Annotated in this window: 13 protein-coding genes; all 13 read right to left on the bottom strand. The window is 67.1% G+C overall.

The window, feature by feature from the left end; translation table 11 throughout:
• Positions 1-37 precede the first annotated feature (37 nt).
• Positions 38-784: a 30S ribosomal protein S3 gene (gene rpsC, locus J2X36_RS11165; protein WP_132255568.1), complete on the bottom strand. Its 747-nt coding sequence runs from the start codon at positions 782-784 to the stop codon at positions 38-40.
• A gap of 10 nt (positions 785-794) precedes the next feature.
• Positions 795-1,181 (bottom strand): 50S ribosomal protein L22, encoded by a 387-nt coding sequence (rplV, locus tag J2X36_RS11160; RefSeq protein WP_109895568.1) that lies wholly within the window; start codon positions 1,179-1,181, stop codon positions 795-797.
• Between the two features lies 1 nt (position 1,182).
• Entirely contained in the window at positions 1,183-1,461 is a 279-nt protein-coding gene (gene rpsS / locus J2X36_RS11155; RefSeq protein ID WP_109895570.1) for a 30S ribosomal protein S19, read from the bottom strand.
• Between the two features lie 5 nt (positions 1,462-1,466).
• Positions 1,467-2,303, bottom strand: coding sequence for a 50S ribosomal protein L2 (gene rplB / locus J2X36_RS11150; RefSeq protein ID WP_132255567.1), 837 nt, complete (start codon positions 2,301-2,303; stop codon positions 1,467-1,469).
• Positions 2,304-2,330: 27 nt separating this feature from the next.
• Complete coding sequence (locus J2X36_RS11145; protein WP_132255566.1) at positions 2,331-2,627, bottom strand: 50S ribosomal protein L23; 297 nt, start codon at positions 2,625-2,627, stop codon at positions 2,331-2,333.
• The gene (gene rplD, locus J2X36_RS11140; protein ID WP_310349692.1) at positions 2,624-3,244 is read right to left on the bottom strand and encodes a 50S ribosomal protein L4; all 621 of its coding nucleotides are present in this window, start codon (positions 3,242-3,244) and stop codon (positions 2,624-2,626) included. The genes J2X36_RS11145 and rplD overlap by 4 nt, the downstream gene beginning before the upstream one ends.
• The gene (rplC, locus tag J2X36_RS11135) at positions 3,244-3,969 is read right to left on the bottom strand and encodes a 50S ribosomal protein L3 (protein ID WP_132255565.1); all 726 of its coding nucleotides are present in this window, start codon (positions 3,967-3,969) and stop codon (positions 3,244-3,246) included. The genes rplD and rplC overlap by 1 nt, the downstream gene beginning before the upstream one ends.
• 48 nt (positions 3,970-4,017) lie before the next feature.
• Positions 4,018-4,326, bottom strand: coding sequence for a 30S ribosomal protein S10 (rpsJ, locus tag J2X36_RS11130; RefSeq protein ID WP_109895582.1), 309 nt, complete (start codon positions 4,324-4,326; stop codon positions 4,018-4,020).
• Between the two features lie 87 nt (positions 4,327-4,413).
• Entirely contained in the window at positions 4,414-5,604 is a 1,191-nt protein-coding gene (gene tuf / locus J2X36_RS11125; RefSeq protein ID WP_310349662.1) for an elongation factor Tu, read from the bottom strand.
• Between the two features lie 123 nt (positions 5,605-5,727).
• Entirely contained in the window at positions 5,728-7,803 is a 2,076-nt protein-coding gene (gene fusA / locus J2X36_RS11120; protein ID WP_132255853.1) for an elongation factor G, read from the bottom strand.
• A gap of 30 nt (positions 7,804-7,833) precedes the next feature.
• Entirely contained in the window at positions 7,834-8,304 is a 471-nt protein-coding gene (gene rpsG, locus J2X36_RS11115) for a 30S ribosomal protein S7 (protein ID WP_132255854.1), read from the bottom strand.
• 103 nt (positions 8,305-8,407) lie between these two features.
• Positions 8,408-8,779 (bottom strand): 30S ribosomal protein S12, encoded by a 372-nt coding sequence (gene rpsL / locus J2X36_RS11110; protein ID WP_109895591.1) that lies wholly within the window; start codon positions 8,777-8,779, stop codon positions 8,408-8,410.
• Positions 8,780-9,311: 532 nt separating this feature from the next.
• Complete coding sequence (gene rpoC, locus J2X36_RS11105; RefSeq protein ID WP_132255855.1) at positions 9,312-13,517, bottom strand: DNA-directed RNA polymerase subunit beta'; 4,206 nt, start codon at positions 13,515-13,517, stop codon at positions 9,312-9,314.
• Between the last annotated feature and the right edge of the window lie 119 nt (positions 13,518-13,636).

Below are 13,636 nucleotides of genomic sequence, written 5' to 3'. Positions count from 1 at the left end.
GCAGCCTCTCAAACCTTCCTGTCGCGCGGAGCGCCGATCACGCGTTGGCGTGATCGCGCCGGCCGCGCTCGCGGCCACCCTCACCGTCGCGCTCACGACGGCCGCCGGACCGGCCACCCTCGTCCTGCGCCTTCTTGTCCTGCGCCATCGGGTCGTGCTCGAGGATCTCGCCCTTGAACACCCACACCTTGATGCCGCACGTCCCGTAGGTCGTGAAGGCGGTGGCCGTGCCGTAATCGACGTCGGCGCGCAGCGTGTGCAGGGGCACGCGGCCCTCGCGGTACCACTCGGTCCGGGCGATCTCGGCGCCGCCGAGACGGCCCGAGCAGGTGATGCGGATACCCTCGGCGCCGAGGCGCATCGCCGACTGCACGGCGCGCTTCATGGCGCGACGGAAGGCGACGCGGCGCTCGAGCTGCTGGGCGATCGAGTCGGCCACGAGCGTGGCGTCGATCTCGGGCTTGCGCACCTCGACGATGTTGATCGTCACGTCGGCCTTGGTCATCGTGCCGACGAGCTTGCGCAGCTTCTCGATGTCCGCGCCCTTCTTGCCGATCACCACGCCCGGGCGGCCCGAGTGGATGGTGACGCGGCACTTCCGGTGCGGCCGCTCGATGACGATCTTCGAGACCGCGGCCTGCTTGAGCTGCTTCATGAGGGCGGCGCGGATCGCGACGTCCTCGTGCATCAGCCTGGCGTACTCGCCCTTCTGGGCGAACCAGCGGGAATCCCACGTCCGGTTGATGCCGAGACGCAGACCGATCGGATTGACTTTCTGGCCCATCAGATCCTCCTCACGCCGCTTCGGCGGACGGGACTTCGCGAACCACGATGGTGAGGTTCGAGAAGGGCTTCAGGATGCGGGCGCCGCGGCCACGCGCACGGGCGTGGAACCGCTTCAGGACGAGCGCCTTGCCGACGAAGGCCTGGGAGACGACGAGATCGTCGACGTCCAGGTCGTGGTTGTTCTCGGCGTTGGCGATCGCGCTCTCGAGGCACTTCTTGACCTCGCGGGCGATCCGCTTGCGGGAGAATTCGAGGTCGGCGAGCGCCGACTCGACCTTCTTGCCGCGAATGAGCTGCGCGACGAGATTCAGCTTCTGGGGGCTGACGCGGAGCATCCGCGCGACCGCCTTGGCCTCGTTCTCGGGGAGCGCGCGGGGGGTTGCGGGCTTGCCCATATCAGCGCCTCTTCGCCTTCTTGTCGGCCGCGTGACCGTGGAAGGTGCGGGTCGGCGAGAACTCGCCGAACTTGTGACCGACCATCTCCTCGGACACGTAGACCGGGATGTGCTTCTGCCCGTTGTGCACACCGAAGGTGAGCCCGACGAACTGCGGCAGGATCGTGGAGCGGCGGCTCCAGATCTTGATGACTTCGTTGCGGCTGGATCCGCGCGCGGTCTCAGCCTTCTTGAGGAGGTAGCCGTCGACGAACGGCCCCTTCCAGAGGGAGCGTGCCATGGTGGTTACTTCTTGCGGTTGTGGCGGCTGGACAGGATGAAGGTGTCGGTCCGCTTGTTGGACCGGGTCTTCTTCCCCTTCGTGGGCACGCCCCACGGCGTGACCGGGTTACGGCCGCCCGAGGTGCGTCCCTCGCCGCCGCCGTGCGGGTGGTCGACCGGGTTCATCGCGACGCCGCGGTTGTGCGGGCGCTTGCCGAGCCAGCGGTTGCGGCCGGCCTTGCCGAGCGAGATGTTCATGTGGTCGGGGTTCGAGACCGCGCCCACGCTCGCGAAGCACTGGCCGTGCACGAGGCGCTGCTCGCCCGAGTTCAGGCGCAGCGTCACGTAGCCCTGGTCGCGGCCGACGATCTGGGCGTAGTTGCCCGCGGACCGGGCGATCGCGCCGCCCTTGCCGATCTTCAGCTCGACATTGTGGACGATCGTGCCCACCGGCATGTTGCCGATCGGGCCGGCATTGCCCGGCTTGATGTCGACCTGCTCGGCCGCCACCACCTTGTCCCCGGCCTGCAGGCGCTGGGGAGCCAGGATGTAGCTCTGCTTGCCGTCCGGGTAGTTGATCAGCGCGATGAACGCCGTGCGGTTCGGATCGTACTCGATCCGCTCGACCGTCGCCGTCACGCCGAGCTGGTCGCGACGCTTGAAGTCGACGTTGCGCAGGGCGCGCTTGTGACCGCCGCCGCGGAAGCGGACGGTGATGCGACCGAGATTGTTGCGGCCGCCCGTGGACGACTTGCCCTCGGTCAGCGCCTTCACCGGCTTGCCCTTGTAGAGCTCACGGCGGTCGACCAGCACGAGCTGGCGCAGGCTCGGCGTGACCGGTTTGAATGTCTTCAAGGCCATCGGCTTGGTTCCCTAAACCCGGTCGTCTCAGAGGCCCGTCGTGACGTCGATCGAATCGCCCTCGGCGAGGGTGACGATCGCCTTCTTCACGTCCGAACGCTGTCCGCGCAACCCGCGGAAGACCTTCTTCTTGCCCTTCGTCACGAGCGTGTTCACCGCCGTGACCTTGACGTCGAACAGCTTCTCGACCGCTTCCTTGATCTGCGGCTTCGAGGCCTTCGGCGCGACGCGGAACACGACCTTGTTCTGCTCGGTCAGGTTCGTCGCCTTCTCGGTGATCACGGGCGAGACGATCACGTCGTAGTGGCGCGGATCGGCACTCATTTGAAACGCGCCTCCAGCGCATCGACCGCCGCGCGGGTGAGAACGAGCTTCTCACGGCGCAGGATGTCGTAGACGTTGATGCCCTGCACCGGCAGGACGTCGATCTGCGGCAGGTTGCGGGCGGCGCGACCGAAATTCGCGTCGATCTCCGCGCCGCCGATGATGAGGGCGCTCGACAGGCCGAGCTTGCCGAAGCGCTCGGACAGGACCTTGGTCTTGCCCTCGTCGAGCTTGACGTCGTCGATGACGATCAGCGTCTCGCTCTTGGCCTTGGACGAGAGGGCGTGGCGCAGCGCCAGCGCGCGGACCTTCTTGGGAAGGTCGTGGCCGTGGTCGCGCACCACCGGGCCGAAAGCCCGGCCGCCGCCGCGGAACTGGGGCGCGGAGGCCGCGCCGTGGCGGGCGTTGCCGGTGCCCTTCTGCTTGTAGAGCTTCTTGCGCGTCCGGTTCACGTCCGAGCGGTTCTGCACGGCGTGGGTGCCGGCGCGGCGCTTGGCGAGCTGCCAGCGGACCATGCGCTGCAGCAGGTCGGCGCGGGGCTCGAGGCCGAAGATGGCCTCGTCGAGCTCGACCGAGCCGGCGCCTTCGCCTTCGAGCGTGGTGATATCGAGCTTCATCACGCGTTCTCCTCGGAAGCGGGAGCCTCGGGAGCCGTGGCAGCGTTGCCGTTCTCACGGAACTTGCCCGGCAGCGGAACATCGGCGGGGAGCTTGCGCTTCACCGCGTCGCGGACCTGGATCCAGCCGCCGGCGACGCCCGGCACCGCACCCTCGACGAGGATGAGGCCGCGCTCGGGGTCGGTGCGCACGACGCGCAGGTTCTGGGTGGTCACGCGCTCGACGCCGAGATGGCCCGGCATCTTCTTGTTCTTGAAGGTCTTGCCCGGATCCTGACGGCCGCCGGTCGAACCGATCGAGCGGTGCGAGATCGACACGCCGTGCGTGGCGCGCAGGCCGCCGAAGTTCCAGCGCTTCATGCCGCCGGCGAAGCCCTTACCCGTGGTCGTGCCCGTGACGTCCACGAACTGGCCGGGGATGAAGTGGTCCGCGGTGATCTCGGCGCCGACCGGGATCAGCGAATCCTCGCTGACGCGGAACTCGGCGAGCTTCTGCTTCGGCTCGACCTTGGCGACGGAGAAGCGGCCGCGCTCGGCGCGGGACACATTCTTGACCTTGGCCTTGCCGACGCCGACCTGCAGCGCGACGTAGCCGTTCTTCTCGACGGTGCGGTGGGCAACCACCTGGCATTGATCGATCTTGAGCACGGTGACGGGGACATGCTCCCCCGCATCCGTGAAGATGCGGGTCATGCCGACCTTCTGTGCAATGACGCCTGAGCGCATAGGTGTCTCCCTCGCGCGATGAAACGGTAAGCTCTAAGCCTCAGCGGCTCAGAGCTTGATCTCCACGTCCACGCCAGCGGCGAGGTCGAGCTTCATCAGCGCGTCCACGGTCTGGGGGGTCGGATCGACGATATCGAGCACCCGCTTGTGCGTGCGCATCTCGAACTGCTCGCGCGACTTCTTGTCGATGTGGGGCGAGCGGTTGACCGTGAACTTCTCGATATGCGTCGGCAGCGGAATCGGGCCGCGGATCTGGGCGCCGGTGCGCTTGGCGGTGGAGACGATCTCGCGGGTCGAGGCATCGAGGATGCGATGATCGAACGCCTTGAGGCGGATGCGGATATTCTGACCGTTCATGACCTGAAACCTCGGCGGGAATGTCGAAGGGCGGGCGCGAGGGCCCACCCCTCGATCTGTCCCTGCGGGAGTTGCTCGCGCTGCTGCTTACTCGTTGATGGCTGCGACGACGCCTGCGCCGACGGTTCGGCCGCCCTCGCGGATGGCGAAGCGCAGCTTCTCCTCCATGGCGACGGGCACGATCAGCGCGACGTCCATGGTCACGTTGTCGCCCGGCATCACCATCTCGGTGCCCTCCGGCAGGGTGCACACGCCCGTCACGTCCGTGGTGCGGAAGTAGAATTGCGGGCGGTAGTTGGTGAAGAACGGCGTGTGGCGCCCGCCCTCCTCCTTGGTCAGGATGTAGGCCTCGGCCTTGAACTTGGTGTGCGGCTTCACCGAACCCGGCTTGCACACGACCTGGCCGCGCTCCACGTCCTCGCGCTTGGTGCCGCGCAGCAGCACGCCGACGTTGTCGCCCGCCTGGCCCTGGTCGAGCAGCTTGCGGAACATCTCGACGCCGGTCACCGTGGTGGTCTGGGTGGCGCGGATGCCCACGATCTCCACCGTCTCGCCGACCTTGATGATGCCGCGCTCCACCCGACCCGTCACCACCGTGCCGCGGCCCGAGATCGAGAACACGTCCTCGATCGGCATCAGGAACGGCATGTCGATCGGACGCTCCGGCTGCGGGATGTAGCTGTCGACCGTCGCCATCAGCGCCAGCACCGCCTCCTTGCCGATCTTGGGCTCCTTGTCCTCCAGCGCCATCAGCGCCGAGCCCTTGGTGATCGGGATGTCGTCGCCGGGGAAGTCGTACTTCGAGAGAAGCTCGCGCACCTCAAGCTCCACCAGCTCGAGAAGCTCCTCGTCGTCGACCATGTCGACCTTGTTGAGGAACACCACCAGCGCCGGCACGCCGACCTGGCGGGCCAGCAGGATGTGCTCGCGCGTCTGCGGCATCGGGCCGTCGGCGGCCGAGACCACCAGGATGGCGCCGTCCATCTGGGCGGCACCCGTGATCATGTTCTTCACGTAATCCGCGTGGCCGGGGCAGTCGACGTGCGCGTAGTGCCGGTTCGTGGTCTCGTACTCCACGTGCGCCGTCGAGATCGTGATGCCGCGCGCCTTCTCCTCCGGCGCCTTGTCGATCTGGTCGTAGGCCGTGAAGGTCGCCCCGCCCGACTCCGCCAGAACCTTCGTGATCGCCGCCGTCAGGGACGTCTTGCCATGGTCGACGTGGCCGATCGTCCCAATGTTGCAGTGCGGCTTCGTGCGCGAAAACTTCTCTTTGGCCATGGTCGCCTCCGTCGGGTTCGTAGGGGTGCGGCAGGCCGGCAATCCGGCGCCGCATCGGGTTGAGGTGCCGGCCCCCGTGGGCCGGCGGAAGATCGGGAGGAGCCTTGGAGGCCCCTCGGGCCGTCAGGCGTACTTGGCGATCACCTTGTCCGCCTCGCCGCGCGGCACTTCCTCGTAATGGTCGAACTGCATCGTGAAGTTCGCGCGGCCCTGGGACATCGAGCGCAGGTTGTTCACGTAGCCGAACATGTTGGCGAGCGGCACCATCGCGTTGATGACGTTGGCGTTGCCGCGCATGTCCTGGCCCTGGATCTGGCCGCGCCGCGAGTTCAGGTCGCCGATGACCGAGCCCGTGTAATCCTCGGGGCTCACGACCTCGACCTTCATCACCGGCTCGAGCAGCACCGAGCCGCCCTTCTGCAGGGCCTCGCGAAGCGCCGCGCGGGACGCGATCTCGAAGGCGAGAGCCGAGGAGTCGACGTCGTGGTAGGCGCCGTCGATCAGCTCAACCTTGATGTCGACCACGGGGAAGCCCGCCAGGATGCCGGCGCCGAGGACCGAGTTGAGGCCCTTCTCGACGCCCGGGATGTACTCCTTGGGCACCGCGCCGCCGACGATCTTCGACTCGAACTCGAAGCCCTTGCCCGGCTCGTTCGGCTCGACGACGAACTTCACGCGGGCGAACTGGCCGGTTCCGCCGGTCTGCTTCTTGTGCGTGTAGTCGATCTCGGTGCGGCGGGTCAGCTTCTCGCGGTAGGCGACTTGCGGCTGGCCGATATTCGCGTCGACCTTGTAGGTGCGGCGCAGGATGTCGACCTTGATGTCGAGGTGCAGCTCGCCCATCCCCTTGAGGATGGTCTGGCCGGATTCCTGGTCGGTCGAGACGCGGAAGGAGGGGTCCTCGGCGGCGAGCTTCGAGAGCGCGATGCCGAGCTTCTCCTGGTCGGCCTTCGACTTCGGCTCGACGGCGATCTCGATGACGGGCTCCGGGAACTCCATGCGCTCCAGGATCACGGCCTTGATCGGGTCGCACAGGGTGTCGCCGGTGCGGGTGTCCTTGAGGCCGGCCAGCGCCACGATGTCGCCGGCGAAGGCTTCCTTGATGTCCTCGCGGTTGTTCGCGTGCATCAGGAGCATCCGCCCCACCCGCTCCTTCTTGTCGCGGGTCGAGTTGATCACGTTGGCGCCGGAATCGACCTTGCCCGAATAGACGCGGCAGAAGGTGATCGTGCCGACATGGGGATCGTCCATGATCTTGAAGGCGAGCATGGAGAAGGGATCGGCGTCGGTCGGGTGGCGGACCACCTCTTCCTCGGTCTTGTAGTCGATGCCCTTGATCTCGCCGCGGTCGGCGGGCGAGGGCAGGTAGTCGACGACGGCGTCGAGGAGCGGCTGCACGCCCTTGTTCTTGAAGGCCGAGCCGCAGAGCACCGGGTGGAAGGCGCGCAGCTGCACGGCCTTGCGCACGAGCCGGCGCATCGTCTCCTCGTCCGGCTCCTGGCCGTCGAGGTAGGCGGTCATGGCGTCGTCGTCGAGCTCGACGCAGGCCTCGATCAGCTTGGTGCGGTACTCGACGGCCTGATCCTGGAGGTCAGCCGGGATCTCGGTCTCGTTGAAGTTCGCGCCGAGCGCCTCGCCCGACCAGACGATCGCCTTCATCTTGATGAGGTCGATCACGCCCTGGAAGTTCGACTCGGAGCCGATCGGCAGCTGCAGGCAGACGGGCTTGCCGGCGACGCGGTCGATGATGTCGGCGACGCACTTGAAGAAGTCGGCGCCGATCTTGTCCATCTTGTTGACGAAAACGACGCGCGGCACGTCGTACTTGTCGGCCTGGCGCCACACGGTCTCGGTCTGGGGCTCGACGCCCTGGTTGCCGTCGAGCACGCAGACAGCGCCGTCGAGCACGCGGAGCGAGCGCTCCACCTCGATCGTGAAGTCGACGTGGCCGGGCGTGTCGATGATGTTCAGGCGCTTCTCGCGCCAGAAGCAGGTCGTCGCAGCCGAGGTGATCGTGATGCCACGCTCCTGCTCCTGCTCCATCCAGTCCATCGTCGCGGCGCCCTCGTGGACCTCGCCGATCTTATGGGACTTGCCGGTGTAGTAGAGGATCCGCTCGGTCGTCGTGGTCTTGCCGGCATCGATGTGGGCCATGATGCCGAAGTTGCGGTAGTCCTCGATCGCGTGCGTGCGGGGCATCGGGGTGACTCCGAAGAAGGGGTGAGCCGCTTACCAGCGGTAGTGCGAGAAGGCGCGGTTGGCCTCGGCCATCCGGTGCGTGTCTTCCCGCTTCTTGACGGCGTTGCCGCGGTTGTTGGCGGCGTCGAGGAGCTCGGCCGAGAGGCGCTCGACCATGGTGCGGTCGTTGCGGGCCCGGGCGGCCTGGATCAGCCAGCGGATCGCGAGGGCCTGGCGGCGCTCGGTGCGGACCTCGACGGGGACCTGGTAGGTCGCGCCGCCGACGCGGCGGGAGCGGACCTCGATCATCGGAGCGACGTTGTCGAGCGCGGCGCGGAACACCTCGATCGGGTTGGCGCGGGCGCGGTTCTCGACGATGTCGAAGGCGCCGTACACGATCGACTCCGCGACCGACTTCTTGCCCTCGTACATGATCGAATTCATGAACTTGGTCAGCACGATGTCGCCGTACTTGGCGTCGGGGATGATCTCACGCTTCTCGGCACTGTGGCGGCGGGACATGCGCGCGCTCCGTTCGGTCTTCTCTTGCCATCAAACCATCCCGCGCAGGCCGCCTTGAGCTTCCGGTGAAGCCGGCGACATCCTTACGGGATGCGCGAAAGTCTTACTTCGGACGCTTGGCGCCGTACTTGGAGCGGCGCTGCTTGCGGTTCTTGACGCCCTGCGTGTCGAGCACGCCGCGCAGGATGTGGTAGCGCACGCCCGGAAGGTCCTTCACGCGGCCGCCGCGGATCATGACCACGGAATGCTCCTGAAGGTTGTGGCCCTCGCCGGGGATGTAGCCGATCACCTCGAAGCCGTTGGTGAGACGGACCTTCGCGACCTTGCGGAGCGCCGAGTTCGGCTTCTTCGGGGTCGTGGTATAGACGCGGGTGCAGACGCCGCGCTTCTGCGGGCAGGCATCGAGGGCCGGCACCTTGTTGCGGGCCTTCTGCGCCTTACGCGGCTGGGCGATCAGCTGGTTGATCGTCGGCATTCTCTGCCCTCTTCCTCAGGCCCGGTGACGGGGCCGCAAAACGAATATGCGCCAGGGGTCGGTCAGGACCCGTGGCGCGCTGTCGGCAGAGGAACACGTCCCTTAGCAGGCGCGCTCGTACCTACTGATCTGACTGGCGTCAGGCGATGTGAGCCTCAGGTCGGCATGGCGACGGTGGGAAGCGTGAAACTTCGACCCGTCTGCGGCGTGCGATCGACCGGAGTGGCGCGCTTCTACGCGCGCTGGGGCCGGACGTCAACCGGTCTGGGCCAGCTTCTTCCGGTGCGCAGGCGTTAATGTCGGGTGAGCACGGCGCGATCTCGATCGTCGCGGCTGTCCGGCGCGTCCGCGTTCGCGGGCGGACCGGGTCATGGAGCCGGATGCTCCCCCGGGGAGGGCGGGCACGGAGAGGCCCGCATCGATTCGGGGAACGCGGAATCCGGGACCTGTCCGCGCGGTCGAGCCCTGTCCGGAACGAGAAAGGGCGGCCCTTGCGGACCGCCCTCCCCCCCGCATCTTTCCGCTGGGCCGCTCACTCGGCCGCGGGCAGTTCCCCGACCGCCATCGCGCCGCTCTCGGCCGCGCGCTGCTGCAGGATGAGGGTGTCGCGGCGGCGCGCCACGGCGCGGATGTCCGCCGCGAGCGAGCCCGTGCCCGCCGGGATCAGCGAGCCCACGATCACGTTTTCCTTCAGGCCTTCCAGCGTGTCGACCTTGCCGTTGACTGCCGCCTCCGTGAGGACGCGGGTGGTCTCCTGGAACGAGGCCGCCGAGATGAACGACTTCGTCTGCAGCGAGGCCTTGGTGATGCCGAGCAGGACGGGGACGCCCTGGACCGGCTTCTTGCCCTCCGCGATCAGCTTGTCGTTGATCTCCGCGAACTCCGTCCGGTCGATCTGGTCGCCCGTCAGGATCTCCGAATCGCCGCCGTCGGTGATCTCCACCTTCTGCAGCATCTGCCGGACGATGACCTCGATGTGCTTGTCGTTGATCGACACGCCCTGGAGCCGGTAGACCTCCTGGATCTCGTTGACGAGGTAGGCGGCGAGTTCCTCGACGCCCTTGATCGCCAGGATGTCGTGCGGCGCCGGGTTGCCGTCGACGATGTAGTCGCCGAGCTCCACCACGTCCCCGTCCTGCAGGTGGATGTGCTTGCCCTTGGGGATCAGGTACTCGACCGCGTCCGTCCCGTCATGGGGCGTCAGCGTCAGGCGGCGCTTGTTCTTGTAGTCCCGCCCGAAGGCGATCGTGCCCGACTTCTCGGCGATGATCGCCGCGTCCTTCGGGCGACGCGCCTCGAACAGCTCCGCCACCCGCGGCAGACCGCCGGTGATGTCGCGGGTCTTGGCCGAGTCCGTGGAGACGCGGGCGAGGATGTCGCCGGCCTTCACCTTCGCGCCGGGATCGAAGCCGATGATGGCGTCGACGGGCAGGAAGTAGCGGGCCTCGGAGCCCCGCGGCAGCTTGATCGGCTTGCCGGTGTCGTCGTGGATCACCATCGCGGGCTTGAGGTCGGCCGTGCGGGCCGAGCCGCGCCAGTCGATGACGACGCGCTTGGCGATGCCGGTCGACTCGTCGGTGGTCTCGGTGATGGACTGGCCATCGTAGAGATCCTCGTAGGCCACGACGCCGTCGCTCTCCGTGAGGATCGGACGGGTGTAGGGGTCCCACTCCGCGATGCGCTGGCCGCGCTTGACCTTGTCGCCCTCGTCGATCCGCACCTTGGCGCCGTACTGGAGACGGTGCACGGCGCGCTCGGTCCCGTCGGAGCCGACGATCACCACGGCCACGTTGCGGCCGGTGGCGATGAGGTCGCCGTCCGAGTTCCGGGCGAGCGCCCGGTTGCGGATCTTGATCGTGCCCTCGAAGCTCGACTCGATGAAGGACGAGTCCGCGATCTGGGCCGCACCGCCGATGTGGAAGGTGCGCATCGTGAGCTGCGTGCCCGGCTCGCCGATCGACTGCGCCGCGATGACGCCGACGGCCTCGCCCATGTTGACGGGCGTGCCGCGGGCGAGGTCGCGCCCGTAGCAGGTGGCGCAGACGCCGCTCTTCGTCGCGCAGACGAGCACGGAGCGGATCTTCACCTCCTGGATGCCGGCGGCGGTGATCGCCGGCAGGTGCCGCTCCTCGATGGTCTCGCCGGTGGCCACGATCACGGTGCCGTCGGCGGCCACGAGGTCCTCCGCCGCCGCGCGGCCGAGGATGCGGGTGGCGAGCGGGGCCACGACCTGGCCCGCATCGATGATCGCCCGCATGCGGATGCCGTTCTCGGTGCCGCAATCCTTCTCGCGGATCACGGCGTCCTGGGCGACGTCGACGAGGCGGCGGGTCAGGTAGCCCGAGTTCGCGGTCTTCAGCGCCGTGTCCGCGAGACCCTTGCGGGCGCCGTGGGTGGAGTTGAAGTATTCGAGAACGTCGAGGCCCTCCTTGAAGTTCGAGATGATCGGCGTCTCGATGATCTCGCCGGAGGGCTTGGCCATCAGGCCGCGCATCGCCGCGAGCTGCTTCATCTGAGCCGGCGAGCCGCGGGCGCCCGAGTGGCTCATCATGTAGATCGAGTTGACCTGCTTGTCGGCGCCGTTCTCGTCCTTCTGGACGGAGGAGATCCGGCCCATCATCTCGGCGGCCAGCTTGTCCGAGCACTTCGCCCAGGCGTCGACGACCTTGTTGTACTTCTCGCCCTGGGTGATCAGGCCGTCATTGTACTGCTGCTCGTAATCCTTCACGAGCGTGCGGGTATCCTCGACGATCGACCACTTGTTGTCCGGCACGACCATGTCGTCCTTGCCGAACGAGATGCCGGCCTTGAACGCGTGGCTGAAGCCGAGCGCCATGATCCGGTCGCAGAAGATCACCGACTCCTTCTGACCGCAATGGCGGTAGACGGTGTCGATCATCGCGGAGATCTCCTTCTTCGTCATCAGCTTGTTGACGACGTCGAAGGGGACCTTCCGGTGCAGCGGCAGCACGCCGGAGAGGATCACGCGGCCGGGCGTGGTGTCGTAGGTCTTGGTCAGGGGCTCGCCGTCGGGGCCGATGCCCTTCCAGCGCCACTTGATCTTGGAGTGCAGCGAGACGGCCTTGGCCGCGAGCGCGTGCTCCAGTTCGCCGATATTGCCGTAGACGCCCTGCATCGGGTTCTGGGTGTTGCCCGGCTTGAACTCGCCCGGCGCGCCCTCGGCGACGATCGACAGGTAGTAGAGGCCGAGAACGATGTCCTGGCTCGGCACGATGATCGGCTGACCGTTGGCCGGGTGCAGGATGTTGTTCGTCGACATCATGAGGACGCGCGCCTCCAGCTGAGCCTCGAGGCTCAGGGGGACGTGCACGGCCATCTGGTCGCCGTCGAAGTCGGCGTTGAACGCCGCGCAGACGAGCGGGTGCAGCTGGATCGCCTTGCCCTCGATCAGCTTCGGCTCGAAGGCCTGGATGCCGAGGCGGTGGAGCGTCGGGGCGCGGTTGAGCATCACGGGATGCTCGCGGATCACCTCGTCGAGGATGTCCCAGACCTCGGGCTTCTCCTTCTCGACGAGCTTCTTCGCCTGCTTGACGGTGGCGGAGAAGCCCTTGGCGTCGAGGCGCGCGTAGATGAAGGGCTTGAACAGCTCGAGCGCCATCTTCTTGGGCAGGCCGCACTGGTGCAGCTTCAGCTCCGGGCCGACCACGATGACCGAGCGGCCCGAATAGTCGACGCGCTTGCCCAGCAGGTTCTGGCGGAAGCGGCCCTGCTTGCCCTTCAGCATGTCGGCGAGCGACTTCAGCGGGCGCTTGTTGGCGCCCGTGATGACGCGGCCGCGGCGGCCGTTGTCGAACAGCGCGTCAACCGCCTCCTGCAGCATCCGCTTCTCGTTGCGGATGATGATGTCGGGCGCGCGCAGCTCGATCAGCCGCTTGAGGCGGTTGTTGCGGTTGATGACGCGCCGGTACAGGTCGTTGAGATCGGACGTGGCGAAGCGGCCGCCGTCGAGGGGGACGAGCGGGCGCAGGTCCGGCGGGATCACCGGCACCACGGTCAGGATCATCCATTCGGGCTTGTTGCCCGACATCTGGAAGGCCTCGATGATCTTGAGGCGCTTGAGGAGCTTCTTGGGCTTCAACTCGGAGGTGGTGGTGGCGATCTCCTCGCGCAGGTCGCCCGCGATCTTGTCGAGGTCGAGCTCCTGCAGGATGCGCCGGATCGCCTCCGCGCCGATCATCGCGGTGAAGGAATCCTCGCCGTACTCCTCCTGCGCGCGCAGGTATTCCTCCTCCGACAGGAGCTGGCGCTCCTTGAGGGGGGTGAGGCCCGGCTCGATGACGCAGTAGGATTCGAAGTAGAGGATCCGCTCGAGGTCCTTCAGCGCCATGTCGAGCAGGAGGCCGATGCGGCTCGGCAGCGACTTCAGGAACCAGATATGGGCGACGGGGGCGGCCAGCTCGATATGGCCCATCCGGTCGCGCCGGACGCGCGCGAGGGTGACCTCGACGCCGCACTTCTCGCAGATGACGCCCTTGTACTTCATGCGCTTGTACTTGCCGCACAAGCACTCGTAGTCCTTGATCGGCCCGAAGATGCGCGCGCAGAACAGGCCGTCACGCTCGGGCTTGAACGTCCGGTAGTTGATTGTCTCGGGCTTCTTGATCTCGCCGTAGGACCAGGAGAGGATCTTCTCGGGCGACGAGATCGAAATCTTGATCTGGTCGAAGCTCTGCGGCTGGGCCTGCTGGTTGAAAAGATTCATGACCTCTTGGTTCATGATCTACTCCTTGATGAGCGCCGCCCCGCGCCCGGGAAGCCGCGCCTTGAAACAAGCGGCGCAGCGCCCTGCCGGGGCGCCGCTGGCCGTGAACATCGTCGGGAGGCCCCGCCCCTCCC

This window comes from Methylobacterium sp. BE186, from assembly GCF_031457035.1.
GTDB classification, from domain to species: domain Bacteria; phylum Pseudomonadota; class Alphaproteobacteria; order Rhizobiales; family Beijerinckiaceae; genus Methylobacterium; species Methylobacterium segetis.
Note: the sequence above shows the minus strand (reverse complement) of the source record. Positions and strands in the feature narration are given on the sequence as shown.